At 44.4% G+C, this 25,376-nt stretch carries 30 protein-coding genes and 1 pseudogene; 17 read left to right on the forward strand and 14 right to left on the reverse strand.

All coding sequences use genetic code 11. The features are described 5' to 3' along the window. The 3 genes and pseudogenes from KIH43_RS02650 to KIH43_RS02660 all read left to right on the forward strand — a co-directional run. Nucleotides 1–619: pseudogene (locus KIH43_RS02650) on the forward strand (C4-dicarboxylate ABC transporter); the annotation flags it as partial. Nucleotides 620–713: 94 nt separating this feature from the next. Beyond that, nucleotides 714–1,382 (forward strand): TRAP transporter small permease subunit, encoded by a 669-nt coding sequence (locus tag KIH43_RS02655; protein WP_297717443.1) that lies wholly within the window; start codon nt 714–716, stop codon nt 1,380–1,382. Beyond that, a complete protein-coding gene (locus KIH43_RS02660) occupies nt 1,375–3,255 on the forward strand; it encodes a TRAP transporter large permease subunit (RefSeq protein WP_297717446.1) in 1,881 nt (626 codons plus the stop codon). The genes KIH43_RS02655 and KIH43_RS02660 overlap by 8 nt, the downstream gene beginning before the upstream one ends. A gap of 69 nt (nt 3,256–3,324) precedes the next feature. On the opposite strand, the gene KIH43_RS02665 is transcribed toward KIH43_RS02660, so the two are convergent. Beyond that, on the reverse strand, nt 3,325–3,864 hold the full coding sequence (locus KIH43_RS02665; RefSeq protein WP_296970042.1) for a hypothetical protein: 540 nt from the start codon (nt 3,862–3,864) through the stop codon (nt 3,325–3,327). Between the two features lie 64 nt (nt 3,865–3,928). Next, the gene (locus tag KIH43_RS02670) at nt 3,929–4,843 is read right to left on the reverse strand and encodes a 2-dehydropantoate 2-reductase (RefSeq protein ID WP_297717449.1); all 915 of its coding nucleotides are present in this window, start codon (nt 4,841–4,843) and stop codon (nt 3,929–3,931) included. 162 nt (nt 4,844–5,005) lie between these two features. On the opposite strand from KIH43_RS02670, the gene fdxA reads away from it, so the two are divergent. From fdxA to KIH43_RS02685, 3 genes are read left to right on the forward strand one after another with little or no spacing between them, the layout of a single operon-like run. Continuing rightward, nucleotides 5,006–5,329, forward strand: a complete 324-nt coding sequence (fdxA, locus tag KIH43_RS02675) for a ferredoxin FdxA (RefSeq protein WP_297717452.1) — start codon at nt 5,006–5,008, stop codon at nt 5,327–5,329. A 31-nt stretch (nt 5,330–5,360) separates the two neighbouring features. Then, nucleotides 5,361–6,155 carry a thymidylate synthase gene (locus tag KIH43_RS02680; protein ID WP_296970036.1) on the forward strand — a complete coding sequence of 265 codons (795 nt, stop codon included), beginning with the start codon at nt 5,361–5,363 and terminating at the stop codon, nt 6,153–6,155. Between the two features lie 9 nt (nt 6,156–6,164). Beyond that, complete coding sequence (locus tag KIH43_RS02685; RefSeq protein ID WP_296970035.1) at nt 6,165–6,656, forward strand: dihydrofolate reductase; 492 nt, start codon at nt 6,165–6,167, stop codon at nt 6,654–6,656. Nucleotides 6,657–6,737: 81 nt separating this feature from the next. Here KIH43_RS02685 and KIH43_RS02690 read toward each other — a convergent pair whose 3' ends face one another. Continuing rightward, nucleotides 6,738–7,577 (reverse strand): peptidylprolyl isomerase, encoded by an 840-nt coding sequence (locus tag KIH43_RS02690; protein WP_297717455.1) that lies wholly within the window; start codon nt 7,575–7,577, stop codon nt 6,738–6,740. A gap of 64 nt (nt 7,578–7,641) precedes the next feature. Between KIH43_RS02690 and KIH43_RS02695 the strand changes: the two genes are divergently transcribed. Then, nucleotides 7,642–8,265 (forward strand): SOS response-associated peptidase family protein, encoded by a 624-nt coding sequence (locus tag KIH43_RS02695; protein ID WP_297717458.1) that lies wholly within the window; start codon nt 7,642–7,644, stop codon nt 8,263–8,265. On the opposite strand, the gene KIH43_RS02700 is transcribed toward KIH43_RS02695, so the two are convergent. Further along, nucleotides 8,249–8,845 carry a protein-methionine-sulfoxide reductase heme-binding subunit MsrQ gene (locus KIH43_RS02700; RefSeq protein ID WP_297717461.1) on the reverse strand — a complete coding sequence of 199 codons (597 nt, stop codon included), beginning with the start codon at nt 8,843–8,845 and terminating at the stop codon, nt 8,249–8,251. The genes KIH43_RS02695 and KIH43_RS02700 overlap by 17 nt on opposite strands. A 123-nt stretch (nt 8,846–8,968) precedes the next feature. Between KIH43_RS02700 and KIH43_RS02705 the strand changes: the two genes are divergently transcribed. Then, nucleotides 8,969–9,184, forward strand: a complete 216-nt coding sequence (locus KIH43_RS02705; RefSeq protein ID WP_297717464.1) for a hypothetical protein — start codon at nt 8,969–8,971, stop codon at nt 9,182–9,184. A 3-nt stretch (nt 9,185–9,187) separates the two neighbouring features. On the opposite strand, the gene KIH43_RS02710 is transcribed toward KIH43_RS02705, so the two are convergent. Both KIH43_RS02710 and KIH43_RS02715 read right to left on the reverse strand, forming a co-directional pair. Then, entirely contained in the window at nt 9,188–9,487 is a 300-nt protein-coding gene (locus KIH43_RS02710; protein ID WP_297717466.1) for a 4a-hydroxytetrahydrobiopterin dehydratase, read from the reverse strand. Further along, a complete protein-coding gene (locus tag KIH43_RS02715; RefSeq protein ID WP_297717469.1) occupies nt 9,484–10,212 on the reverse strand; it encodes a 16S rRNA pseudouridine(516) synthase in 729 nt (242 codons plus the stop codon). The genes KIH43_RS02710 and KIH43_RS02715 overlap by 4 nt, the downstream gene beginning before the upstream one ends. A gap of 110 nt (nt 10,213–10,322) precedes the next feature. On the opposite strand from KIH43_RS02715, the gene KIH43_RS02720 reads away from it, so the two are divergent. Continuing rightward, nucleotides 10,323–10,874 (forward strand): DUF2889 domain-containing protein, encoded by a 552-nt coding sequence (locus tag KIH43_RS02720; RefSeq protein WP_297717471.1) that lies wholly within the window; start codon nt 10,323–10,325, stop codon nt 10,872–10,874. A 6-nt stretch (nt 10,875–10,880) separates the two neighbouring features. Here KIH43_RS02720 and KIH43_RS02725 read toward each other — a convergent pair whose 3' ends face one another. Continuing rightward, on the reverse strand, nt 10,881–11,651 hold the full coding sequence (locus tag KIH43_RS02725) for an SDR family NAD(P)-dependent oxidoreductase (protein WP_297717473.1): 771 nt from the start codon (nt 11,649–11,651) through the stop codon (nt 10,881–10,883). A 53-nt stretch (nt 11,652–11,704) separates the two neighbouring features. Between KIH43_RS02725 and KIH43_RS02730 the strand changes: the two genes are divergently transcribed. After that, nucleotides 11,705–12,520, forward strand: a complete 816-nt coding sequence (locus KIH43_RS02730) for a hypothetical protein (RefSeq protein ID WP_297717475.1) — start codon at nt 11,705–11,707, stop codon at nt 12,518–12,520. Nucleotides 12,521–12,525: 5 nt separating this feature from the next. Here KIH43_RS02730 and KIH43_RS02735 read toward each other — a convergent pair whose 3' ends face one another. The 5 genes from KIH43_RS02735 to KIH43_RS02755 form a co-directional block, all read right to left on the reverse strand. Beyond that, nucleotides 12,526–13,452 carry an MBL fold metallo-hydrolase gene (locus tag KIH43_RS02735; protein WP_297717477.1) on the reverse strand — a complete coding sequence of 309 codons (927 nt, stop codon included), beginning with the start codon at nt 13,450–13,452 and terminating at the stop codon, nt 12,526–12,528. Between the two features lies 1 nt (nt 13,453). Further along, nucleotides 13,454–14,032 (reverse strand): lipocalin family protein, encoded by a 579-nt coding sequence (locus tag KIH43_RS02740; RefSeq protein ID WP_297717479.1) that lies wholly within the window; start codon nt 14,030–14,032, stop codon nt 13,454–13,456. 3 nt (nt 14,033–14,035) lie between these two features. Further along, nucleotides 14,036–14,998 (reverse strand): protein-methionine-sulfoxide reductase catalytic subunit MsrP, encoded by a 963-nt coding sequence (msrP, locus tag KIH43_RS02745; protein WP_296970009.1) that lies wholly within the window; start codon nt 14,996–14,998, stop codon nt 14,036–14,038. 64 nt (nt 14,999–15,062) lie between these two features. Beyond that, on the reverse strand, nt 15,063–15,470 hold the full coding sequence (locus KIH43_RS02750) for a BLUF domain-containing protein (RefSeq protein WP_297717481.1): 408 nt from the start codon (nt 15,468–15,470) through the stop codon (nt 15,063–15,065). Nucleotides 15,471–15,578: 108 nt separating this feature from the next. After that, the gene (locus KIH43_RS02755) at nt 15,579–17,813 is read right to left on the reverse strand and encodes an NADP-dependent isocitrate dehydrogenase (RefSeq protein WP_297717482.1); all 2,235 of its coding nucleotides are present in this window, start codon (nt 17,811–17,813) and stop codon (nt 15,579–15,581) included. Between the two features lie 258 nt (nt 17,814–18,071). Here KIH43_RS02755 and KIH43_RS02760 point away from each other — a divergent pair, with 258 nt between their 5' ends. Both KIH43_RS02760 and KIH43_RS02765 read left to right on the forward strand, forming a co-directional pair. Continuing rightward, nucleotides 18,072–19,244 carry an MFS transporter gene (locus KIH43_RS02760; protein WP_297717531.1) on the forward strand — a complete coding sequence of 391 codons (1,173 nt, stop codon included), beginning with the start codon at nt 18,072–18,074 and terminating at the stop codon, nt 19,242–19,244. 63 nt (nt 19,245–19,307) lie between these two features. Beyond that, nucleotides 19,308–19,655: an FKBP-type peptidyl-prolyl cis-trans isomerase gene (locus KIH43_RS02765; RefSeq protein WP_296970005.1), complete on the forward strand. Its 348-nt coding sequence runs from the start codon at nt 19,308–19,310 to the stop codon at nt 19,653–19,655. Between the two features lie 84 nt (nt 19,656–19,739). Here the strand turns inward: KIH43_RS02765 and KIH43_RS02770 are convergent, their stop codons facing one another. Next, complete coding sequence (locus KIH43_RS02770) at nt 19,740–20,732, reverse strand: transglycosylase SLT domain-containing protein (RefSeq protein ID WP_296970002.1); 993 nt, start codon at nt 20,730–20,732, stop codon at nt 19,740–19,742. Between the two features lie 468 nt (nt 20,733–21,200). Here KIH43_RS02770 and KIH43_RS02775 point away from each other — a divergent pair, with 468 nt between their 5' ends. Next, nucleotides 21,201–22,226, forward strand: a complete 1,026-nt coding sequence (locus KIH43_RS02775) for a DNA/RNA non-specific endonuclease (protein ID WP_297717485.1) — start codon at nt 21,201–21,203, stop codon at nt 22,224–22,226. A gap of 5 nt (nt 22,227–22,231) precedes the next feature. Here the strand turns inward: KIH43_RS02775 and KIH43_RS02780 are convergent, their stop codons facing one another. Further along, complete coding sequence (locus tag KIH43_RS02780; protein ID WP_297717487.1) at nt 22,232–22,468, reverse strand: DUF3820 family protein; 237 nt, start codon at nt 22,466–22,468, stop codon at nt 22,232–22,234. A 150-nt stretch (nt 22,469–22,618) separates the two neighbouring features. Here KIH43_RS02780 and KIH43_RS02785 point away from each other — a divergent pair, with 150 nt between their 5' ends. The 4 genes from KIH43_RS02785 to KIH43_RS02800 are packed head-to-tail and all read left to right on the forward strand — an operon-like array spanning nt 22,619 to nt 25,363. Next, entirely contained in the window at nt 22,619–23,533 is a 915-nt protein-coding gene (locus KIH43_RS02785) for a DUF6662 family protein (protein ID WP_297717490.1), read from the forward strand. 39 nt (nt 23,534–23,572) lie between these two features. Then, on the forward strand, nt 23,573–24,124 hold the full coding sequence (locus KIH43_RS02790; RefSeq protein ID WP_297717493.1) for an FMN-binding protein: 552 nt from the start codon (nt 23,573–23,575) through the stop codon (nt 24,122–24,124). After that, nucleotides 24,102–24,956: an FAD:protein FMN transferase gene (locus tag KIH43_RS02795; RefSeq protein ID WP_297717496.1), complete on the forward strand. Its 855-nt coding sequence runs from the start codon at nt 24,102–24,104 to the stop codon at nt 24,954–24,956. The genes KIH43_RS02790 and KIH43_RS02795 overlap by 23 nt, the downstream gene beginning before the upstream one ends. Next, nucleotides 24,953–25,363, forward strand: a complete 411-nt coding sequence (locus tag KIH43_RS02800) for a hypothetical protein (protein WP_296969989.1) — start codon at nt 24,953–24,955, stop codon at nt 25,361–25,363. The genes KIH43_RS02795 and KIH43_RS02800 overlap by 4 nt, the downstream gene beginning before the upstream one ends. Nucleotides 25,364–25,376 lie beyond the last annotated feature (13 nt).

Here is a 25,376-nt window from a genome sequence, read left to right on the forward strand (position 1 = left end):
AGGTTGGTTCAAAAAGCCAATTGCTAAGGCAGATGATTTGAAGGGATTGAAGTACCGTACTGTAGGTCTCTCTATTGAGATCTTCACCGATATGGGCGCTTCCGTTCAAGCTTTGCCAGGCGGCGAAATTATTCCTGCAATGGATCGTGGCGTACTGGATGCAGCTGAATTTAATAATGCCAGCTCAGATCGTATTTTGGGATTCCCAGACGTATCTAAAGTGAATATGCTCCAAAGCTTCCACCAGAGTTCAGAGCAATTTGAAATTATCTTCAATAAGAAGAAATTCAACTCATTGCCAGCCGACCTCCAGGCTATCCTGAAATATGGTACTGAGGCTTCTTCAGCAGATATGTCTTGGAAAGCAATTGATCGTTACTCCAAAGACTTTGTTGAGTTGCAAACTAAAGATAAGGTGAAGTTTTATGCAACACCTAAGTCAATCTTGATAGCTCAATTGAATGCTTGGGACAAGATCATTGCTAAAAAGGCTTCTGAGAACCCAATGTTCAAGAAAGTATTGGATTCACAAAAAGCCTTTGCACAGCGTGCGGTTCGTTGGGACTTGCTCACTAACGTTGATATGAAGATCGCATACGACCACTACTTCAAAGGTTAAAATCTAATAAGTAGTTTTGCTGCATAACCGGACGGCAATCCCGTCCGGTTTTTTTAATAATTAAAGCAATAAATGTTGTTTAGGAGAGTAGTGCATGGATAAATTCATGTTAAGAGTGGATGAAATTAGCACCTTTGTTGGAAAGGCAGCATCCTGGCTGGTTGTTCTGTTAATGCTCATGGTATTTACAGATGTTGTGCGCCGTTATGCCTTTAACTCCCCATCCGCTTGGATTGGCGAATTATCGGTCATGGCATACGGCACATTATTTATGCTGTGTGGCGCCTATACCCTAGCTCAAAATGGTCACGTACGCGGTGACTTCTTGTATGGGTCTATGAAGCCTCGCACTCAAGCCACTTTAGATCTAATTTTGTACATTACCTTTTTCCTGCCTGGAATTGCAGCGCTGGTTTACGCTGGTTACACCTACGCTGCAGAATCTTGGCGCATAGGCGAACACACCACACAAATTGCAAATGGTCCACCCCTCTACCCCTTTAAGACCATTATTCCAGTGGCAGGCGCATTTGTTCTGTTACAAGGTTTTGTAGAAATTTTGCGTTGCATTATTTGCATCAAAACTGGTGAGTGGCCTGCCCGACTAAAAGATGCCGAGGAAATCGATGTCATTGAACAACAATTAGCTTCATCCACACACGTAGATGAAGAAGCTCGCCAACTTGCAATCAAAAACGCCAAATCTATTGATGAAGCAGCTCATCATCGCATTGGCCAAACTAAAGAGATAAATCATGACTGATCCAATTCTTGGCCTAGCCATGCTTGGCTTGATTATTGTTGTAATCATGCTGGGCTTCCCAACTGCTTTTACCCTAATGGGTCTTGGCATGATGTTCGGTTTTGCCGCTTTTTATGACCCATCGCAAAGCTGGACAGCAAACAAAATCTTTACCCTCATGGTGCAAAGAACGTTTGGCGGCATGACAAATGACGTCTTACTCTCCATCCCCCTCTTTGTATTGATGGGGTACGTGATGGAACGAGGGGCACTTGTAGATAAGATGTTCTACAGTATTCAGTTAGCATTCCGCCGCCTGCCCGCATCATTGGCTGTAGCAACATTGATCGTATGCACTTTCTGGGGTATTGCTAGCGGATTAGTTGGCGCCGTAGTTGTGCTGATGGGCGTGATTGCTATGAAACCAATGCTCAATGCTGGCTATGACACCCGCCTCGCTGCTGGTGTTATTACCGCCGGCGGTACATTGGGTATTTTGATTCCGCCATCTGTGATGATTATTGTGTATGCAGCCGTTGCAGGACAATCTGTTGTTAAGCTGTATGCCGCGGCAATGGTGCCAGGATTTTTCCTTGCATTTTTATACCTGGTGTACATCATTGGCTGGGCTTTAATCAATCCTAAAGTGGCGCCTAAGCTTCCTGCAGAGCAGCTTGCCGTACCGCTCCCAGCCTCCATTCGCTTTTTAGGGGAAAACTACTCTAAAAATATGTTGGTAGCAACGATAAAAGCGCTTTTCTCACCAGGAAAATTACTCAATGCATCTAATGACGCTAGACTTTCATTTCAGCAAATCGCAAAAAATGTCTTAGCAGCGTTAACGCCTTTCATTTTGGTAGCACTCACAATGTGGGGCGTATGGTGGTATGTCATCATCCATCAACAAGCAGAAAGAGATGCGCTCAATGTTCCAGTGGTTACTCAAGTTGCTCAGTCAGCAGCAAGCGATGCCTCTGAGCCCGCTGAAGAGGGCCTAGTGGCATTAGATGCTACTTCTAGCAACCTCAAATCAAAAGCCATCGAAGAAGATGCTCCCTTGGTAGCCTTGGATGCAGCAGCAGGAGATGCGCCAACCGAAGCGGGACCTGCAGCTGCAGCAGATAATGGGCCACCGGAAAATTTTGAGCTCTACTTTGCTCTTACTTGCGTACTCTTTGGGCTACTTCTTATCTACTACTACATCAATTTAGATGAAGAGCAGTTTGAAATTCTTAAATTGCTGATCGAGTCAGTAGTGCCGCTGGGTGTGCTTACGATATTGGTGTTGGCTGTGATCTTACTAGGAATTACGACCGCCACTGAGTCTGCTGCTGTAGGAGCCTTAGGTGCATTTATTTTGGCACTGCAAGCCGGTACCTTAAATTTCGAGCGCACTAAGCAAGCAGTTTTCCTTACTGCTAAAACCACCTCAATGGTTTGCTGGCTGTTCGTTGGTTCAGCACTGTTTTCAGCAGTCTTTACCATCCTAGGCGGCCAATCCATTATTGAGCAATGGGTACTCAAGCTAGACTTAACGCCAATTCAGTTTATGTTGCTATCCCAAGCAATCATTTTCTTCCTTGGCTGGCCTTTGGAGTGGACTGAAATCATTGTGATTTTTGTGCCGATTTTCTTGCCTTTATTGGCTCACTTCCAGATTGATCCGCTTTTGTGGGGGACCTTGGTCTTCGTTAACCTACAAGCCGCGTTCTTATCGCCTCCGGTCGCAATGTCTGCCTTTTATCTCAAAGGGGTATCGCCACCTGGCGTCACTCTCAATCAGATTTTTGCAGGCATGATGCCATACATGTTCATTGTGATTGCTTGCATGGTCTTTATGTACATCTTGCCTGGCATGACCTTGTGGCTACCAAAATTCCTCTACGGAGGTTAAGCAAAGCGGTATCGACAAATAAAAAGCGCTCTTTTTAGAGCGCTTTTTTTAACTTGAGCATCAGACGATCTATGCGTTTTGTTTGAGTAGCTCCTCATTGGCTTTGCCAAGGGCAACCGTAAATAACTTTTGCCAATATTGATAGGAGGCTAGCTCATCCTCTTCTAGCTCCATTTCCTGAAAAGATGGATGGCGAATCAAAGAGAGCCATATACGACAAAACATCTTATCCTCTAAACGAGATGGCTTGCTGATGAACGAGATTTCCTCAATATTAGGAATCAATTCATAAACTGCTGCTTGATCTGCCATCATTAACCTATCTCGGCTAAGACGCATCATTTCCAGCATCACCCTACCCAGTTGATCGTAATGCCCACCCCAACAAATTGGAGTGGAGGCAAGATCTTGGGTTTTTTCTAGATACTTACGCATGAAAGTACTCCATGCATTCGCTAAATCAAACTCCGTCTTTACCTTGGCATTTTGCAAAGCGGGCGGAAGATTGGTTGATTTTAAAGACTCTAAGCTACGGTCAGTACCGAAGGTGTAATCAATAATCAACAATGGTTTTGCTGCTTTATCAATCTGAAGTCGATACTCTTGCATGTTCTGCTCTTTTCTTCGCGGGATTAGTCATGTTAGCGCCCTCAGTTTAACCAATAGTCATTAGCTAACTTTGGTGACGACTTTCTACAGCCATATGAGTATAGGCAATTTTTAATAAAGGGCATTCGATTGAATTTTTAACCGCAAAATTGATCAATTCACCCAAAATGTGTTCATGCTCATTTTTATTTCCTGCGAGCAAATCACGCAACATAGAGGCGGTAAACGGGGATCCAGCCTTAGTTAAAATCTCTAATGACTTGATTCGGGCTTGGTCAGAAATTATGTAGCCAAGCGAGCTGGCTATCTCACAGCACTCATGAAACATCTGCTGTATTAAGTCTTTTCCATAGGTTGTGGCCACTATATCGCCAATTGAGCCACGGCAAATGGTGGTCGCACCCGCTAAAGTTGCGAGAAATACCCATTTTTCCCACAGCGCCAATTCAATATCGTCCCGATAAAAAGAATCAAAATCGGCTTTATTGCAAAGCTGAAAAAAATCCTGGCACACAGCGACTTGATTCGGGTTGCGCGGACCAACAGTTAAGGTCTTCATTTCATTTAACTGCTTCACCGAACCAGACTCAGTAATGGTGGCGGCAATGTGCGCAACCCCACCTAAGACACGATTCTGTCCGAACTGCTGATCCAAAACCGCTAAATGAGTAAACCCATTTAAAAAAGGAAGGATCATTCCATGAGAACTTGCCTTGGAAATTGAATTCAGTGAATCAGCTAGATCGAAGGCTTTAGGCGCCAAAATAATTAAATCGTAAATAGGCTCCAATTGGTCTGCAAGAACCGTTTTTGGAAAAATCGTAAAGTGATTTTTAGGAGTTTCAATCGTTAAACCCTTTTCATCGATTAATTGCTTACGCTTGCCCCGCAACAGAAAGGTGATATCCGCCCCCACTTGGTGCAATTGAGCGCCATAAAACCCACCGATACCACCTGCCCCGACTACTAATATTTTCATAAGGTAAACGCCCTTTTTGACTTAATTTTGCATTGTCAGGATAACCTTTTATTGTCTTGGCTGCACTACCGCGCTGATGCCAATAACGCATGGGGCATATACGCTAAAATGAGGGTTTAATCACTAACAGACCCGATCTTTGGGTCTTTTTCATTAAACACTATGACTTACGTTGTTACTGAATCTTGTATTCGCTGCAAATATACCGACTGTGTTGATGTTTGCCCTGTTGACTGCTTTCGCGAAGGCCCTAATTTTTTGGTAATTGATCCAGATGAGTGCATCGATTGCGCAGTCTGCGTTCCCGAATGTCCAGTAAACGCTATCTATGCTGAAGATGATGTGCCAGGCGATCAACAAGTTTTTATTAAGTTAAATGCTGAACTCTCCCCAAATTGGACATCGATTACTAAATCAAAAGCTGCTCTTCCAGATGCTGAAGAGTGGAAAGATGTCAAAAATAAAATTGATCAACTAATTAAGTAACCACATCGTACTTGAGAGTTTTTGAGTAAACATGCGCCAATATCACGATCTCATGAAGGAAGTCTTAGCCAAAGGTGTGAAGAAGTCTGATCGCACCGGTACAGGCACCATTTCGGTATTTGGCCATCAAATGCGGTTTGATTTGAGCCAGGGATTTCCCATGGTGACAACTAAGAAGCTGCATCTCAAGTCCATCATTTATGAATTGCTATGGTTTCTAAAAGGCAGTACCAACAATAACTGGCTTAAAGAGCGTGGCGTCTCCATTTGGAACGAATGGGCCGCACCTGATGGTGAATTAGGTCCCATTTATGGCTATCAGTGGAGATCCTGGCCAGCGCCCAATGGACAACATATTGATCAGATTAGTGAAGTTGTAGAGCAAATCAAAAAAAATCCAGATTCGCGTCGCATCATCGTTTCTGCATGGAATGTGGCTGATATTCCCCGTATGGCTTTGGCCCCTTGCCACGCATTCTTTCAGTTTTATGTTGCAGACGGCAAACTATCCTGCCAACTCTATCAACGTAGTGCAGATATTTTCTTAGGCGTGCCTTTTAATATTGCCAGCTATGCTTTATTAACTCACATGATGGCTCAGCAATGTAATTTAGAGGTGGGTGACTTCATTTGGACAGGCGGAGACTGTCATCTCTATAGCAACCACCTAGAGCAAGTAGACCTTCAGCTCTCAAGAGACTTTTTCCCATTACCTAAACTCAATATCTTGCGCAAGCCTGATTCAATCTTTGATTATGAATTTGAGGATTTTGAAATCGTTGGTTACGAATCACATCCTCACATTAAAGCTCCTGTAGCAGTTTAAGAATCTGCGATGACACAACCTGCTATCTCCATGATTGTTGCGCGCTCTCGTAACCACGTCATTGGTCGCGACAATCAAATGCCCTGGAAAATATCAAAGGATTTGCAGTTCTTTAAACGCGTCACCATGGGGCACCCCGTCGTTATGGGGCGTAAAACCTGGGAATCCATTGGGCGCCCACTTCCAGGTCGTCGCAATATTGTGGTGAGTCGCAATGCCCATTACGAGCCTGCTGGGGCCGAGCTTGCTGGCTCCCTTGATGAAGCCCTGAATAAGTTAAGTGAAGCCCCTAGAGTGTTTGTCATCGGTGGCGAGCAGCTCTTTAAACAAGCTTTTAGCAAAGCAGATCGCTTGTATATCACTGAAATCGAGATGGATGTGGATGGGGGCGACACCTTCTTCGAAGTACCAAAACCATCCGAATGGAAAGAGATTGAACGAACTTCAGACTCTGAAAATGGTATTCATTTTCACTTTGTCACCTTTGAGCGAATGAAATAACCCCTAGAAAATTGAATTCAATAGAAAAAGGACTCTAACGAGTCCTTTTTTATTCGACATGAAGTGATGTCTTATACCTTCTTACTGCACAATAATTTTTGCGTTCTTAGCAATCCCAGAGATAAATTCAAATTGCTTTCTTTGCGCGATACCCGCACGAATCCCCGCCTTGGCTTGCTCAAAACTCGGTGGTTTACTTGATCTCTTGTCCTCTAATTTCACCAAATACCACGCTTGTTGCAATTCAATAGGGGCAGAAGTCTGACCCTTACTCAGATTAACCAAGACAGCGCCAATTTGAGGTGGCACTTGTCCAGACTGCACCCAGCCAGCCGCTCCGCCTTGGGCCTTATTGGGTGCCAAAGATACACTCTTAGCCACCTTATCAAACGCCTCACCTTTTTTAATCCGATTGAGAGCGGCCTGAGCATCCGCTTCGCTGGCAACAGCAATATCACTAATTTTGTACTCCACGATCATACCCTGCGGTCCCAGAGATGCTACTTGTTTGTTGTACTCCGCCTGAACATCAGCATCACTAATTGGGTTTTGAGCCATAAAAGTGGATAACTCCAAATCGGCCAAGTAGTTTTGACGAATCATCATTAACTGCGTATTGGCTTTCTCGGAATTTGCTAATCCATCCTTTTCGGCTTGCTGAGATAAGAGTAGTACTTCAATAAATTTTTCAATGACCGCCTTGCGTAGTTCGGGCGTATCTTTTTGTCCTTGCGCTAAAGCAGCCTTAATACCTTGCTCAACCATGTCATTGGTAATGATCGCCCCATTGACTGAGGCTGCAGCATTAATAGGTAAGCCACTTTGCTGAGCGGAAACCTCTCCAAAAAAACTGATCGCTAAAATAGCAATGGCGAGTATACGAAGAGAGAAAAATGGGGTTTTCGTGTTCAATAATTTCATTAGGGATACCTTCAATTCAATAAGTCACTCATAGTAACAGTAAGGCGAGCTGTAAAATCTAATCATGTGCGTTCAGTATCTCACCACCACCAATGCTGATTGGGTTAAAACCCATTTTGACCTTGATTTACCAAGCGCTCAAGCGCATGATGTCTTTCCAACCTATCCCGGAATTATTGTTCTTAAGAGTCACCATACACACCGCATTGCTCTCGGGCCCGCTCGTTTTGGCCTGATTCCTGCGTGGGCTAAAGATGATGACTTTGGTAGAAAAACCTATAACGCTCGCTCAGAAACTGTTCGTGAAAAACCTTCATACCGGAGCGCTTGGACGAAGCGGCAATACGCCTTGGCTTTAGCAGATGCGTTTTATGAGCCTTGTTATGAATCTGGTAAGGCGGTACGCACCAAAATTATCCAAGCAAATCACGAACCCATGGCTATCGCTTCAATATGGGATACCTGGACCGAGCCCGAGACTGGTGAGCTTATTGTGTCCTTCTCCATGCTAACCATCGATGCAAGCCAACACACTGTCATGAATCGTTGCCACAAGCCGGGTGAAGAAAAGCGCACTGTAGTACCACTAAAAACAGAGCTACTGCATGATTGGCTTAATGCGACCCCAGAGTCTGCTCACGCATTACTGAATTTACACTCCATTCCTGAGCTCACGTTTTCTGAATAGATTGCAACCATTGACGAATAAATGGAACGCGAAATAGTAACAACGCCATCAAGATAACCGCATAAATAGTGACGGTTTGTAGATCATTCTTACCTGCTTTGTGCCACCAATAGTGCGCAATAACAGTAGCTGCAATCACATAAACCCATTTATGCAATAAGGTCCATCGGCGACCAAGTTTTCGGACCGCCCACGCATTTGATGTCAGCGCCAATGGAATCAACAACACTAGACTTAGAAAACCCATCGTAATAAATGGTCTTTTTAGTACATCATGAATCATTGCTCGTAGGTCCAAACCTTGATCCAGATAAAGCCAAATTCCAAAATGGATGCTGGCGTAAAAGAAGCAATAAAGGCCCAGCATACGGCGAAATTTGATCCATAGCGTCATGCCAGTGAGTAGTCGCAATGGGGTCATTGCCAGCGTAAGACATAAAAACACCAAAGCCCATGTTCCGGTTGATCGCGTAATGAATTCAACCGGATTAGCCCCCAAGTCTTCAATCGCTCCAAGCCATATCAAGCGCATGAGGGGAGCCAAGCAAGCCATGAAAACAATGGTTTTAATCAATCTCATAAATTCATGTTAAACGATCTATCCAAATGAATTTTGGTCCCTAGCACCATAATCCATCCGCTTGGACCTGCTTTAGCATATAGTGATCATTTAAAAGAATCCTGTTATCAACCAAGGAAAATTATGTCCAGCGACCATCAGACCCAAAACGACGAAGATTTTAATTATGGCTGTGAATGTGCCATGACATTACTCAATGAGCCAACTGAGGATTGCCTCAATGACCTCATAGATGAATTGGACGAAAACGGCATGATCCCCACCGAGATAGTTTATGGCCTACTGGCAACTATTTTGATGAGCCTCAATGAGGATGAAAGCGATAACGGTGACCACTAAACCTTAAGGCTTTACTTGTATGGCAAAGGCATCCATCGCTTTTGCCATTTGAATATCCAAAAGCGTTAACCCTTTTGCCGAATGCGTACTAAGCTGTACTGTAACTTTATTCCAGCTATTACTCCAATCAGGATGATGGTCAATTTCTTCGGCATATTGAGCGCATAGTGTCATAAATGTAAATGCCTGTTTAAAGTCCTGAAAAATAAACTCGCGGCAAATTTGCAAGCCAGATGAATCTATTTGCCAATCGGGTATAGTCCCTCGAAAATCAAAGTCTTTTGCTAAAAGTGTCTGTGTCATTTTGCCTCGATACTTTGAGATAATTGTTTTAAATCATCTGGGGTAAGCCAACGCCATTGACCCTGCGCTAAATTGAACGGCATCTGATAAGCGCCAATTTGAGTGCGATGCAGTTTCGCAACATGGTTACCCACTGCCGCCATCATTCTCTTGACTTGATGGTATCGACCCTCAACGATCGTCATAGCCAAAACATGCTCAGAAATTAGCTTACAGGCTGTGGCATAGCAGGGTCTGGGATCATCGTCCAAAACGACACCATTTAGTAGATGATCAATTTGCGCCTGAGTAATGGGCTCTGGCGTAGTGATTTCATATACCTTCCCAATATTTTTCTTGGGCGTTGTCATTCTATGAATAAATTGGCCATCATCAGAAATCAGCAACAATCCCGTTGTATCAAAGTCTAGGCGCCCAACACACTGAACACCACGCTCGATTAACGGAGCGGGCAATAAACTGTACACACTGGGGTGATGTGTCGTTTTATGAGAACACTCGTAATTGGGTGGCTTGTTAAAAGCAATATAGGCTTTTTCGTGATACTCCCAATCCTCTCCATCAACATTGAGTATGAGTCCCTCGGTGGAAATACGCTCCTCCGGATCCTCGGCCAATTGACCATTCACTTTGACAAGATCGGCATAAACCAAGTCGCTGCAATAACGCCTAGTGCCAAAGCCTTGGCTAAATAAGATTTTTTCAAGGGAAATGGGTTTTGCCATATTCCAAAAAGAATACTACAGAGCGCAAAATGAAGCTCGACACCTCATTGCTTAGTTATTCATTATTATTACGAGTAATCCTCATAAGCACTTATCAACGATTTCTTTATATGCTTTCTACCCCTAAGCCTCGCTCCCCCTTACACACTCGCGAAATTACTTTTCAAGGATTTGCAAGAGAGGATGGTCTTTGGGATATTGAAGGTCATCTAAAAGATTTCAAAACAACGCCTTTTGTTACTGGCACTACTACCTGGCAACCAGGCCAGGCTTTTCATGATATGTGGGTGCGAGTCACCTTAGATAAGGCACTTGTCATTCAAGATATTGAAGTCGCCATGGATGGCCACCCCCATCCTGAATGCCCTCAGGTTATTCCCCCCATGAATGCGCTGATTGGTGAACGCCTAGGTAAAGGTTGGCGCAAAACGATTCAAAACCATTTAGGTGGCATTGCGGGCTGCACACACCTACGTGAGCTGCTCAATAGCTTGGCAACTGCAGCGTTTCAAGCGATTCCTGGCGCATTATTTGATCCCGACGAAAGCAAACCACCACTCTATCTGGGAACTTGCAAATCCTGGGACTTTAATGGCCCTGTAGTGATGCGTATTTATCCCCAATTTTATCGCCTGAAGGACCAAGATAAGTCGTCTTCATAAAGCGATCTACAGCTCGCCGCGGTGCACATTAAATGGATTAAAGGCCTGCTGCACTGGCATAAGCTCTAAAACATTGATATTCATATGACTTGGCAGGGTTGCCGACCAGTAAATTGCTTCAGCAACATCATCAGCGCTCAACGCTTTTACGCCCGTATAGACTTTGCTCGCCTTTTCGTCATCGCCTTTGAAACGCACATTAGAAAACTCAGTGCCAGAGCACATGCCAGGCTCAATACAAGTCACACGTACTGGTGTACCAATTAAATCTGCACGCAAGTTCAAACTAAATTGTTTTACAAAGGCTTTTGTACCTCCATAAACATTTCCGCCAGGATAAGGGTAGTCGGCTGCTACAGACCCGAGATTGATTACATGCCCACACTTACGCTCCACCATGCCAGGCAAGAATGCCCGGCTCATATGCACCAAACCTTTAATATTGGTATCAATCATTTGATCCCAATCACTCAAAAACGCTTTATGCGCTGGTTCTAGACCCAAGGCAAGACCGGCATTATTAACAAGCACCGTCACATTTGCAAAGTCTGCTGGAAGATTTTTAGCAAGATCGTCCACTTTTGCGCTGTCACATACATCTACCACCAAAGTGAGCAATCTTTTTTGCTGATCGATAGGCAAAGAAGCTTTTAGAGCATCTAAACGCTCCGCCCTTCTGCCCACCGCAATCACTTTATGGCCGTGCGCTAGAAATCGACGTGCAGTCGCCTCCCCAAATCCAGCGGTAGCGCCAGTAACTAAAACGGTATGTTCCATGATGTCCCCGAGATGATGTAATGGTGATTGGTAGTCATTTAATATTAATGTATATGGGACTTGTCCGCTCAATTTGCCTACTCATCGCTATGCTGTCTTGCCATCCCAGCTGGGCCCAAGAGAGCAAATCTTCAGATGATTTTCTGGATCTTTTTGAACCAAGAAATCAAATCTCATCTCAACATATCTTGGAGTTTTGGGGGTATCACAATAATGATGGCGGCGGCACCTATGATGACACCCTTAAGCTTCGCTACTATCAACCTCTAAACATACAAGGTTGGCGCGGCACCCTCCGCTTAGATAGCTCTTATGTTTCTAATTACGGTCCCAACCAGCCAAATCAAAATGCCGGACAGTATCAAGCTGGCACTACCATGATGACGATTTGGGGTAATCCCCCTGACATCTTTCACCAGTGGAATGGAACCATCGGGGCCAGGATTATTTTTCCTTTTGGCGCTAGCGGCCAATGGGCGGCCGGACCTCAAATCAGTACCATTTACAAACCAATAGAAGGTAGCAAAACGGCTTTTTCCGATTTTTCACCTTTAGCCAGATATATGTATGGCTTTTCAAACGGTAATGCCACCTCTTTAAATTCAGGTCAGCAGCCTTTGCTAAGAAGTCTTTATTTATTTCCCACAATTGGAATTAATCTCTCACCAAGTACCCAAATACGATTCTGGGATGAGAACGGCATGGTTTACAACACTGCTGGAGGGGGTTGGTTTGTACCAATAGATGCGATGATCACTCAACGACTCACCAAGCACACACTGATTGCCATTGGAGCAGCAAAACAAGTGATCCAGACCTACCAACAGTACAACTGGTCGTTTTACGGAAAACTATCCATGAATTTCTAATGGACTCATTTATCGCAATTGATTAACTGGTCATGCGAAATGCTTGCAGCACCTGACTTTACAAGCGCCTGCGGTAACCAGTCGACTAACTCTTCCATTGTCATATTCAATTGTTTTGCCGCGCTTTGCAGTGCAGGCGTCGCATTCATCCAAGATTTAACCGCTCCCAAATCTCTAGATTGCCATTCGATCAACTTGTATTTGAGCAAAACTTTAGCGCCGTGACGCGCATTACGATCAGGGTCTGATGCCAAATAATCCAAGCGAGATCTGGCACTGGAAATCGATTTAGCAACATCAGTAAATATTTTTCCATGTCCAGGAATGACGACTGAAGCACCTAAGCCCTCAATCAGATCTAGTGTTTGCGCTACTTCCTCGAATCCCGGTTCACCCCAAAGCTCTGGGAATATCACACCAAACCCATCCTCCCAAAGCGCATCAGCGGAAATGAGAATGCCATGCTCCTCTTGATAGAGCATGACCGAATGCGGATCATGTCCTGGGGCGGCTAGTATTTTCCAGTAGTAAGCCCCCATTAAAATTGCTTGTCCAGGAATAAGCAATCCTTGATGAAAAAAACGCGGACATTGCTGACCCAGATTGCGATAACTTAGCAAATCCTCATTCCAATCTTTGACTGCCAAATCTTCAGCTGCAGGTATATACACATCACATCCATACTCCTTAATAAGCTGTGCATTACCCCCGCAATGATCAGAATGCAAATGAGTATTCACCACTTTATTCAGCGTTTTGAGATCATGCCTTTGAATGGCATTGCGCACTAATTGCAAGGTCATGGCTTGATGAGTATGGTAGCCAGTATCTACTAACGAGACATCCTCCGCGCTAAAAATAAAAATATTGTTTGCAGAAAGCCAACCGCGCTCGAATACCTCGATACCTGGGGGCAGAAAAACTGTAGGCAATTTAATTCTTCTGGGAAGTGTTTGTTTGCGAAGTCATCTCTAATTTACGTGTATCGAATTGTTGTCCTTGTAAACGCATCAATACATCATCATAGGATTTTTTATCAAGCTGGGGCGTTCTTGATAGCACCCAAAGATACTCACGTTTGGAATCACTGACTGCAGCAACCTGATATTGAGGATCAAGATCAATAACCCAGTACTCACCCCAGACCATTGGCAAAAATGAGAGCCACTCCGGAGCAAAGCGAACTTGCAGCTTAGGTGAATCTTTTGGACCAAGCTGTCGTGCCAGCCCTTCTGCGAGAGAAGTTTCACCATCAGCTGTCTTACAGCTATTGAGCACCTTAACATTGCCATCAGGCCTTATTGAATAGACTGCCTGGGTGTTGCTGACGCATTTCTTTTGAAACCAGTTTGGAAATTTAGCAATCTCATACCAAGTGCCCATATAACGAGGAACATCTAAGGATGCAATTGTTTTCACTGGAGCATCAGAGTTTTGGCTAAAACTAGATGTGCTCAAAGCAAGCAGAACACTGCCCAATACGATAGATAACGCAGAATTTATTTTGCTCATGACCTAGTAATATTTTTTGAGATCCATACCGGCATACATACTTGCCACCTGTTCTGCATAGCCGTTAAACAATTGCGTTTTTATCTTTGGTGCAAACATGCCTTTGGGATCGCCAATGCGTCGCTCGGTCGCTTGACTCCAACGAGGATGATCTACTTGCGGATTGACATTAGAGTAAAAACCATACTCGCGAGAATCAAATTGACTCCAGCTTGTTTTAGGCATTTCTTCAGTAAACCGAATTTTGACAATAGACTTGGCGCTCTTAAAACCATACTTCCAAGGCACCACTATACGTACTGGCGCACCATTTTGCTTTGGTAGGACCTCTCCATACAAACCAAAGGTGAGCAGGGTGAGCGAATTCATTGCCTCATCCATCCGCAAGCCTTCACGATACGGCCAATCAATGATATTGCTGCGAAGGCCCGGCATTTGTTTGCGATCAGCAAGAGAGATGAACTCCACATACTTGGCAGATCCTAAGGGCTCAACATGCCCAATAAGCTTAGAGAGAGGATAACCATCCCAAGGTATCACCATGGACCACCCCTCAACACAACGCATACGATAAATGCGCTCTTCCATAGGCGCTAGCTTTAATAAAGCATCAATATCTAAAGTGACAGGCTTTTTCACCAAGCCTTCAACAGAAATCGTCCATGGCCTTGTGATCAAACTTCCTGCATTTGCTGCCGGATCTGATTTGTCAGTACCAAACTCGTAAAAGTTGTTATAAGTCGTTACATATTTATATGGCGTGACTTCATCTTTGGCGCTGTAAGCTGGATTAAGAGTAGCACTTAACTTATCAGGCGATGCAGCCAAGGCTTGTCTAGAAAACCAAGGGGCTAGTGCTGCGCCAAAACTGCCAGCTGCAGCGGCCTTGATTAAGGTGCGGCGGTTTTCAAATACCGCCTTAGGTGTTATTTGACTGGCGAGAATAGTCTTATCAATCCATCCCATAGCAAACCCTCTCTTCACAATAGAGCTATTTTGCTACCGTTTTGAATTTTGCGTATCTTGGGGATTAAGTCTGCGCCGAGCGCATTTTATTAAGCAGAGACAAGCTATGCTTATCCATGCCACCGACCATGCCTGCTAATACTGGGTAGTCTCTAATGAGGGTCTCGCCGCCATAAAAGCGTAATAACCATTCTGGATATGTACGCTCAGTAATCTCACGAATTTCTAGCAGCTCGATCCGATGATGCCGCTTATCTTCCTGAATGCGCTTCCAAACCTTCATGATATTGGCGCGCTCACCTTCAATAATTTGCCCAAACTGCTGATTGTCATAAAACAAAATACCGGTAATACCATGTTCTTGATTAAAAGCGCGAGCAGATTCCAGCAAGCGCATTAAACCAAGGAAAGACATATCTGAGACTGCCTCACTCAGATAGGTTAGCTCGACAAGATCTTTGGGTTTTGGCATGAGAATTTATAGAGAAGTTCTTTGAGGCAATAAAAAAAGCAAACCCGAAAGTTTGCTTTTTTATCTAGTGGCTGATTGATATAGAATAGATTCCTATCGTTTTACCAATTATGCTTTAACGGCTTTCAATGCTGCATTGAAAGTGGCGCTTGGGCGCATTACCGCCTTGCACTTTTCAGGATCTGCAAGATAGTACCCGCCAATATCCACTGGCTTGCCTTGTACCGCTTTGAGTTCAGACACAATCTTCTGCTCATTCTCAGCCAAGGACTTCGCTAATGGCGCAAAGTGGGCCTGCAATTCTTTATCCTCAGTTTGATTAGCCAAAGCTTCCGCCCAATACATCGCCAAATAGAATTGGCTGCCGCGGTTATCTAGCTCGCCAGTGCGTGGAGAAGGTGATTTATTGTTATCTAACAATTTACCTGTTGCCTCATCTAGAGTGCGGGCCAAGATTTTGACTTTCGGATTACCAGTCTTGTCGCCGATATCTTCAAGCGATACGGCCAATGCCAAGAACTCGCCAAGCGAATCCCAACGCAAATGGTTTTCTTCTACAAGCTGCTGAACGTGCTTAGGTGCAGAACCACCGGCACCAGTCTCAAAGAGACCGCCACCAGCCATCAATGGCACGATGGACAACATCTTCGCACTGGTACCCAATTCCATAATCGGGAATAAGTCGGTGAGGTAATCACGCAAGATGTTACCGGTAACAGAAATAGTATCTTTGCCACGGATGACGCGCTCCAGCGTATAACGCATTGCACGAGTTTGAGACATGATCTGAATATCTACGCCCTCCAGGTCATAGTCCTTGAGGTAAGTTTTAACTTTTTTGATCAACTCAGCCTCATGCGGACGGTACTCATCCAACCAGAATACTGCTGGTGTGTTTGAAAGGCGCGCACGATTGACGGCCAACTTCACCCAGTCACGAATTGGGGCATCTTTTACTTGGCACATACGCCAGATGTCACCCTCTTCCACATTCTGCTCTAGCAATACCGTGCCATCATCAGCAACGATACGGGCTACACCAGCCTCTGGAATTTCAAAAGTCTTGTCGTGTGAGCCATACTCTTCAGCCTGTTGAGCCATCAATCCAACGTTAGGTACTGTGCCCATGGTGGTTGGATCAAAGTTGCCATGCGTCTTACAGAAATTAATCATTTCTTGATAGATACGCGCAAAGGTACTCTCAGGAATCACGGCCTTTGTATCATGCAAACGACCATCGGCGCCCCACATCTTGCCGCCCACACGAATCATCGCAGGCATTGATGCATCAACGATCACATCGCTTGGTGAGTGGAGATTGGTAATGCCTTTTGCAGAATCAACCATCGCCAATGCTGGGCGGTGCTCATGGCAAGCATGCAAATCTTGAATAATTTCTTCACGCTTAGATTCTGGCAATGCTTTGATCTTGTCATAAAGACTGCTCATGCCATTATTGGGGTTCACGCCCAACTCTTCAAACAACTTGGCGTGCTTAGCAAAAGCATCCTTGTAGAAAATCTTCACAGCGTGACCGAATACGATCGGATGTGAAACTTTCATCATGGTTGCTTTTACGTGCAAAGACAACATCATGCCTGTCTTATAAGCGTCCTCAATCTCTTTTTCGTAGAACTCGCACAAGGCCTTTTTGCTCATGTACATACTATCGATAATCTCACCTTCAAGCAAAGAGACTTTTGGCTTGAGAACAATCGTTTTGCCGCTCTTCGTTACTAAATCCATCTTCACATCACATGCTTTAGTCATGGTCATGGACTTCTCGCTAGAGTAGAAGTCACCACCATGCATATGAGAGACGTGAGTGCGGGAAGCTTGACTCCATTCACCCATTGAGTGTGGGTTCTTACGGGCATAGCGCTTGACCGCGGGCGGCGCACGGCGATCGGAGTTACCTTCACGTAATACTGGGTTTACAGAACTACCTAAACACTTGGAATAACGAGCACGGATGGCTTTTTCTTCATCCGTTTTAGGATCTTCTGGGAAATTCGGGATCTTGTAGCCCTTCGATTGCAGCTCTTTAATCGCTGCGAGTAATTGGGGTACTGAAGCACTAATGTTTGGCAACTTAATGATGTTGGTATCGGGTAGCAAAGTCATCTTGCCAAGTTCTGCCAAGTTATCTGGAACTTTTTGCGCATCGGTTAAGCAATCAGAAAATTCAGCCAAGATACGGGCAGCAACAGAAATATCACTTTTTACAATTTCTACACCAGCCGGCGCAGTAAAAGTGCGAATGATTGGCAGAAACGCGCATGTCGCCAAAAGTGGCGCTTCGTCTGTCAGCGTGTAAATAATCTTTGATTTCTCTGAAGCCATTAACTTTTCCTCGATATTGATAAATTTACAGAGTCAGGTTTTTACCCTGCCACTCTCACATTCCGCATTTGCAAGCCGCTTTTAGCGAACCTGTTGCCAATGAGGCGAGTCTTTAATTTTAAATCATCAGGATTGTGGAAAATGCGGGTTTTGCACCCCAATCCAGCGTATTAACCCTCAAATTAAGGGAATCCACCAAGGCAGCCAATATTTGCAAATCCCCGTAAACTGCATGCCATGTCGCACCAGCACCCTCTCCTGAACAAAAATCTTGCTTTACTGATCCTGTGCCAAGGACTCTTTCTTACCAATAACGTCACTTTTATTGCTATTAACGGTTTAGTTGGATTAAGCCTCGCTCCAGTCAGTTGGATGGCAACACTTCCTGTGATGGGTTATGTAGTCGGTGGAGCTTTCTCCACTTCAATAGTGGCAAAGGCACAAAATCGCTTTGGCAGAAAGATCTCCTTTCAACTGGGATTACTGGTGGCCATGCTTTCTGCCCTGCTCTGTGCCTACGCAGCATTGAGTCAAAATTTCTGGCTCTTGGTCACCGGCACTTTTATTGCAGGCTATTACAGCGCCAATGGCCAACTGTACCGCTTTGCGGCAGCAGAGTTAACTGTTGCCGAACAACGAGACAAAGCAGTTTCCTGGGTTCTGGCTGGCGGGATTTTGGGGGCAGTTGTAGGTCCCAATCTAGCTTCATGGACGCGCGATCTTTTTAGTACCGCATTCTTGGGTGCCTACCTTACCCTCTCGATTGCTGCTTTCTTGGGCATTCTGGTGATGCAATGCATCCACTTTCCAGAAGAGTTCAAAACCCAGCATGCACTCTCAGATGGCAGATCATTGCAAAGCATACTAAAACAGCCTGTTTTTATGGTTGCGGTCATCGGCGCAGCATTAGGCTATGGCGTGATGAATCTCCTCATGGCAGCAACACCATTAGCAATGCAAATTTGTGGCTTGCCGTTTTCTGATACTGCGCTGGTATTGGAATGGCATGTTATTGGAATGTTTGCGCCAGGCTTTTTTACAGGCTCGCTGATTCAGCGTTTTGGCACCCTCAAAATTATGGGGGTTGGCGTTGCCCTGAATTTCTTATGCATTGTGATTGCCCTATCGGGAGCAGATTTACACCAATTTCTGATTGCGCTTTTTTTATTGGGCGTTGGCTGGAACTTTTTGTTTACAGGCTCCACTTCATTAGCTATGACCGCCTACAAGCCTAATGAGAGAGATAAGGCACAGGCTGCAATTAATTTTTTTGTATTTAGTACGATGGCATTTACTTCATTTGGCTCCGGAGCCCTGATTACCTCTCAAGGATGGAACATCTTAAATCTCGGCTCCTTAATACCGGTTGTCATTACCGCGCTTGCATTACTGTGGCTTGGCATCAATCAAAAAAAGGCTACATCAAGGTAGTGTGCTGATAAAAAAGAATACGCCTATACTGATTAACCACACTATTGGAATCATGAGGAAAAAATGACCGAACTTCAAAAAATCGATACTGTTGTTGGCAACGGGAAAGAAGCTGCCGCTGGAAATCATGTCGATGTTCATTACACCGGCTGGCTTTACGATGAAAAAGCGCCCGATCATAAGGGCCAGAAATTTGATAGCTCCCTTGATCGTGGACAGCTATTTAGCTTCCCATTGGGCGCAGGACATGTCATCAAAGGCTGGGATCTGGGTGTTGCTGGCATGAAGATCGGCGGCAAACGCACGCTCATCATTCCAGCAGAGATGGGCTATGGCGCAAGGGGTGCTGGCGGAGTCATTCCCCCCAATGCAACACTAGTTTTTGATGTGGAATTACACGGCGTCAATTAATCAACTTCGCTTTTTTAGCATTCAAATAAAAAGCCACCGCATGGTGGCTTTTTATTTGACCTAATATCCACTAGATGGTCTCAATCAAGAGCGCAAATCTTTTCCATTTAAGGTAACACGATTGTTTGACTTGGATTGGCAAAGAGCAATGAGACGATTGCGTTCAGCTATCACCTTCTCAGCATAGCCACCATCATCTTCTGCATTCGCCGCACCCACATAATACTTAAGGCCATTACGCAAAGAGCCTGCCGTTGCAATCAGATATTTAAGAATATACGCACCAACACGAATATTGACCTCTGGTTTCACTGCTTCATGTGTGCCACCAAACAATGCATATTTATCGCGATGTACTGAAGTCATCACCTGCATTAAACCTTCGGCGCCTGCATGACTTTTTGTATTGGGGTTGAAATTTGATTCAACAGAGATTACCGCTAACAACAACACCGGATCGATATTGACTTCTTTAGCAATCAAAATCGTATTGGATACATACTCTTCAATCTTTTGACGATCCAAGCTATATTTCTTCTGAAAGAAATCGGCCACTGCACGCTGATTCTGAATAGAACCCATAAGATTACTGTCGAGCGCCTGTGGATCAAGCTTTGATGCCGGAATACGGTCAGCCAAATGAGAAATAGACTTAACCTGAACTTGGGCAACTGAGGGCATCAATAAAGCAACGGTTTGCTGTTTGGCAGCCGCCAATCCAGAAACGCTAGTAGAGGGCTTTTGTTGATAGAGTACGCTGGCAATGTCTGTTTCGGAGGAGGTCGAGGACGAGACTTCATTGCTACTCTTATATTGATCAAGCATGCCAAAGCCATTGCTCCAAACAATGTGGCGAGCCTCATCAGGCACTAAGATTCGAGCAAGATCAAATGGGCCAGCGTTCGTTCCGTTACCAGATAGCCATAAACCGACCACCATGAATACGGTTACAACGAGCAAGCCATTAATGACCCGATACACTGGAGCCATAGCATGCGCAAGAAGCTCTTTCGCTGCCAGCATCGCTGGTTGCGCCTCTTGGTACTCACTCAAATTGTTCGATAAACATTTACTCATTCAGTCTCTTGCAACACCCCAAAAACCGGATCACCGATTGATGCTGCATTGCAATATATTAAAAACATGGGTCATCCTAAAAAGGTTCTTATATCAAGTCAAGCATATAGAGACTAAATTCTATAACTTTTAGATCTTGAAATGCGGGTGTTCCCGTATATTGGCCCTATAGCTAATATTTTATATATACAAATCAATTACTTAGCGACGTAAGGAGGCACTTATTTCAAATAGTAAAAAATTCATAAATTTCCGATTTTTTTACAATCCGAAACATCAAAATGCCTTTAAAAACCATATATCTAGTATTTAGGCTGTATTGATCTTCTACCGGTAGTGCCAACTATGATTGCTGCAAAGCATGATCAAACGCGATCTATTTAGACATCTTCCAGTCACTCTTGTTTCTTGAGTTGTGAGTTCACGACCTTCTTACCCGGCAATCCGAAACCCCTAAACTATTTAGCAATGAAACATCGTCTCAAACATTTAGTGCCGCTAGCCCTACTGGTTTTACTGTTAAACCCGCTCAAGGCTTTAGCCCTTTTCGAGGAATGCAAGGACCTTTTTCCCGCACAGCAAATACCAGTGACCACTCAAACAGGTCGGGATTTGTGCTTTGATCACTTTGCGATTTATTACTCACCAATAGATAAAAAGCCGATCTATGCAGTTGAAAAACTCAACCGCAACCAGTTTCAAGCATCACACCCACGCAGAACAAACCAGTTTTATGAGGAAGCCAGATTGCCTTTTGCTGAACGTGCACAACTATCAGACTATCGAGGAAGTGGTTACGACCGCGGCCACAATGTGCCAGCTGGGGATATGCATCATGAAAGAGGTATGGCGCAATCATTTTCTTTAGCAAACATGATGCCTCAGGCCAGACAAAATAATCAGGGAATTTGGGCAAAGAATGTAGAGGAGCCCACTAGGCAATATGTAAAACGTGCAGATGGTGACATCTACATCTTTACCGGCTCAACTGGTAGTTTGGGAAGTATCGGAAAAAACCGCGTCACCGTTCCACGCCATCTATTTAAATTAGTGTACGACCCGCAAAAAAATGATGCTTGGGCATATTGGATAGAAAACACGAATGAAGCGTCGATGTCGCCACCGATTTCTTATTCTGAATTGGTTGCTAAAACAGGGATTAATTTTCAGCTCCCGATAAAACAGTCAACTTCAAATCCATCAAAAACCGCTGAAGCCAAGCCAGTAAAGCCTTTGATGGGTGGATGGTATCCTTTATTTTTTGACACTTATTCAGAAAACATGCTGGATGCGCTGATTGCGAATATTCGTGCTGGTCATGTTGCGAGTGTGCAAATTCAATATGATCGAAATGCTGAATTAGCAAACACTATCGCTACGCAGATTACGAAAAATTCTAGTGTCAAAGTGAGTCTTGAGCACAGCAGTCCGCCAGAATCACCTAAAGTGAACTATGAACGTCAACGTGTTACTGTCATCGTTCACTCTCAGTAAAGGGTCTATGTAGACCTGTAATGCACACCATGTGCTCTTGCAATCGGCGCTAATAATCCTCTTAGACCATTGTGATCTAGTGTGTGCATTAATTCCAGAAGCTCCCCTAATTCACCTTTAGGAAACCCCTCTCGAGCAAACCAAGCCAAATAGTTGCCTGGTAAATCTGCAAGCGCACGCCCGGCATGCTTGCCATACGGCATTTTCATTAATACGAGTTTTTCAAGTGATTGCGCATCCATGACCTTGCAATGTTACTTGTAAGGGCACATTCCCCCACAAACTAAGCCATTTTTAGAAAAGTAGTCATTCTCCTATTTGAGAATCATTCTCATTTAGTGGTATATTGAGAACCATTCTCATTTACTTTAATCACCTTTTCCTTTATCCATATGAAAATAACCATCCAAAAACTCGTTGCCTTCTGCCTTATCCTTGCCGCCGCACTTCACTTTTCTCTAGCTCATGCTGGAGAGGGTGCATTTGGCTGGATTTACACACTCGATTTACAACCTAAAGGGAAATGGGAGTTTGAACAGCGTTTACAACTGAATCAAACTCAAGCAGCAGGCACTTATGAGGCTTGGACCGCAAGAACCGAGTTGGAATATGGCGTCACAAATGATTTCCAACTTGCTGGCTACATCAACTCCTACTACACGAGTGCCAATCAAAACTACACCAACCCAGAGGCCTGCGAAGATGCATCGACCTGCACAGGAGGCTATGGCGTACCTTCATCTCATGACCCATCGAAAGCATACAGAAGAGGAGGAATAGAAGGCGGTTCATTAGAGGCGATATATCGCCTCACTAATCCTGTCACATCACCTGTCGGTGTCGGTTTATATTTAGAGCCAACTTGGGGTAGAAATAAAGATGAACTTGAAGCGCGTCTATTGTTGCAGTCCAACTTTATTGATGATCGCTTGATTCTTGCTAGCAATATCGTAGTTGCGAACGAACGATTAAAGTTCATTGAAAACGGCAACGTTCCCGAATCGATGTTGGATATTTTGATTGGCGCTAGCTATCGCTTTGCTCCAAAGTGGTCAGCCGGTGTAGAAGCGCGCTTTCATAATGATTATTCTGAGCTCAATTTACGCAATCAAGTTCAACGCGCAACCTTTATTGGGCCCAATGTTCACTATGCAGAAAAAGACTGGTGGGTTACTGGTGCTTGGCGCTACCAGTTAGCTGGTGGGACCTGCATGGGCGGGGGTGAAGCCGAATGTTCCAATGCTCGCGTATGGGACAGTCATTCAGTTAATGAATTCATTGTCAAAGTGGGCTTCCCCCTAAATTAATTCTCCCATTAATACAAGCATCAGAAATATGGCATCACGATGAACTATCGAACCTCAAGCTCACTCGCGTTAGCGGGACTAACGGCAATGACCGCCCCTATTCTTGTGCAGGCAAAAATCTATGTTGGCATCGAACAAGCACAACAAATTTTGTTCCCCAACAAAGCACTGACCAAGTCGCCCCTCATCATCACAAATGATTTACAAGAAAAAATGCGCTCTGCATCTAGCATCAGACACCCATTTGGGGGCGAGCGGATTTGGAAAACTGCTGATGGGGGTTGGTTCATCGTTGATGAAGTGGTTGGTAAACATGAAATGATTACTTATGCCGTAGGTCTGAATAACAAAGGCGTCATTCAAGGCATTGAAATTTTAGAGTACGTGGAATCGTATGGCTATGAAGTCGCAGAGGCACAGTGGCGCAAACAATTTGTAGGCAAATCCTTTGCTGACTCCATCAAGCTCAATCAAGATATCCAAAACATTGGTGGCGCCACCCTATCCTGTAAACATCTTACTGATGGCGTCAAACGTATTAGCGTACTGTATGAGTTAGCCCTCAAGCATGAGCAGCCAAAAGCAAAGTAAGTCATATATGGTTACGCGCTGCAAACCACTTTTGGGAACCTTTGTTGAGATCTCGGTTGATGAAGATCATTTTCATGCAGAAATCGATTACGCTTTTGCTGCAATTGAAAAGATTCAAACATTAATGGGATTCCATAACCCTGACAGCGAGCTAAATCATATTAATCGACTATCTCATCAGCAAGCAATAGAGATACATCCCTGGACTGCCCAGGTACTACGCGTGGCAAAGCAAATTCATCGACAGTCTCAGGGTGTATTTGACTGTGGAATTGGCCATCGTCTAGTTGCAGCTGGCCTGCTTCCAAAACATATTGATTATCACAATCATGATTTAGGTGGCATCAAAGATGTTTGCTTTCTGAGCCCAGAACTAATTACCTCCACTCGCCCTGTTTGTTTAGACCTTGGCGGAATTGCTAAGGGCTTTGCGGTGGATATGGCCGTCAGAATTTTACGCTCTGAGGGCATCTCATCTGGGGCTGTCAATGCAGGCGGGGATTTAAAAGTGTTTGGCGACAATCCAAGACCTATTCACCTTCGTAATCCCCATAACCCAAAAGAACTTTATAAGATCGGCAATCTGCAAAATGCAGCTCTCGCAACGAGCAGCCTTTATTTTGCAAACCGATCTCAACAGGCTAGCCATTTAATCAATCCCTTAGCAACGGATGAGTCCGAACGATTTATTCAAAATCATGATTCGTATTCCATTCTTGCTAAAGAATGTATCTATGCGGATGCATTAACCAAGGTCCTGGCTATCTCAAAACAGATCAATCACCCCTGTTTTGCAAAATTTTCTGCACAAGCAATTCGGATTTCAGCATGAGTCGACTAGGAAAGATGCCTCACTGGCAAAAATGGTTTGTGATCGTGGGAATGTCTAGCTGCTCTCTGAGTGGCGTTGCTTACCTGATTGGCCGCCATCTCGAAATTCATCGCCCAATATTGGGATCGCACCTCATTTTGGCTTTACATGGCGTGGGGGCAATACTTGCGACGCTTGCGCTTGGTAGCGCACTGCCTTTTCACCTCAAAGCTGGCTTACAGTCCAAGCATAAGAGAATTAGTGGCATTAGCCAGCTGAGTTTTTTGGGGCTGCTAATCATTACAGGTGCCCTTCTTTATTATGGCTCAGAGGATCTCAGAGAAATTGCCATCAACTTACATTGGAGTATTGGCTTGCTATTTTTTTCGATGTTTATCCTTCACACTATCAAAGCAAGCAATAAATAGCATGGCTTTATTG

Source organism: Polynucleobacter sp., assembly GCF_018500155.2.
GTDB lineage: Bacteria > Pseudomonadota > Gammaproteobacteria > Burkholderiales > Burkholderiaceae > Polynucleobacter.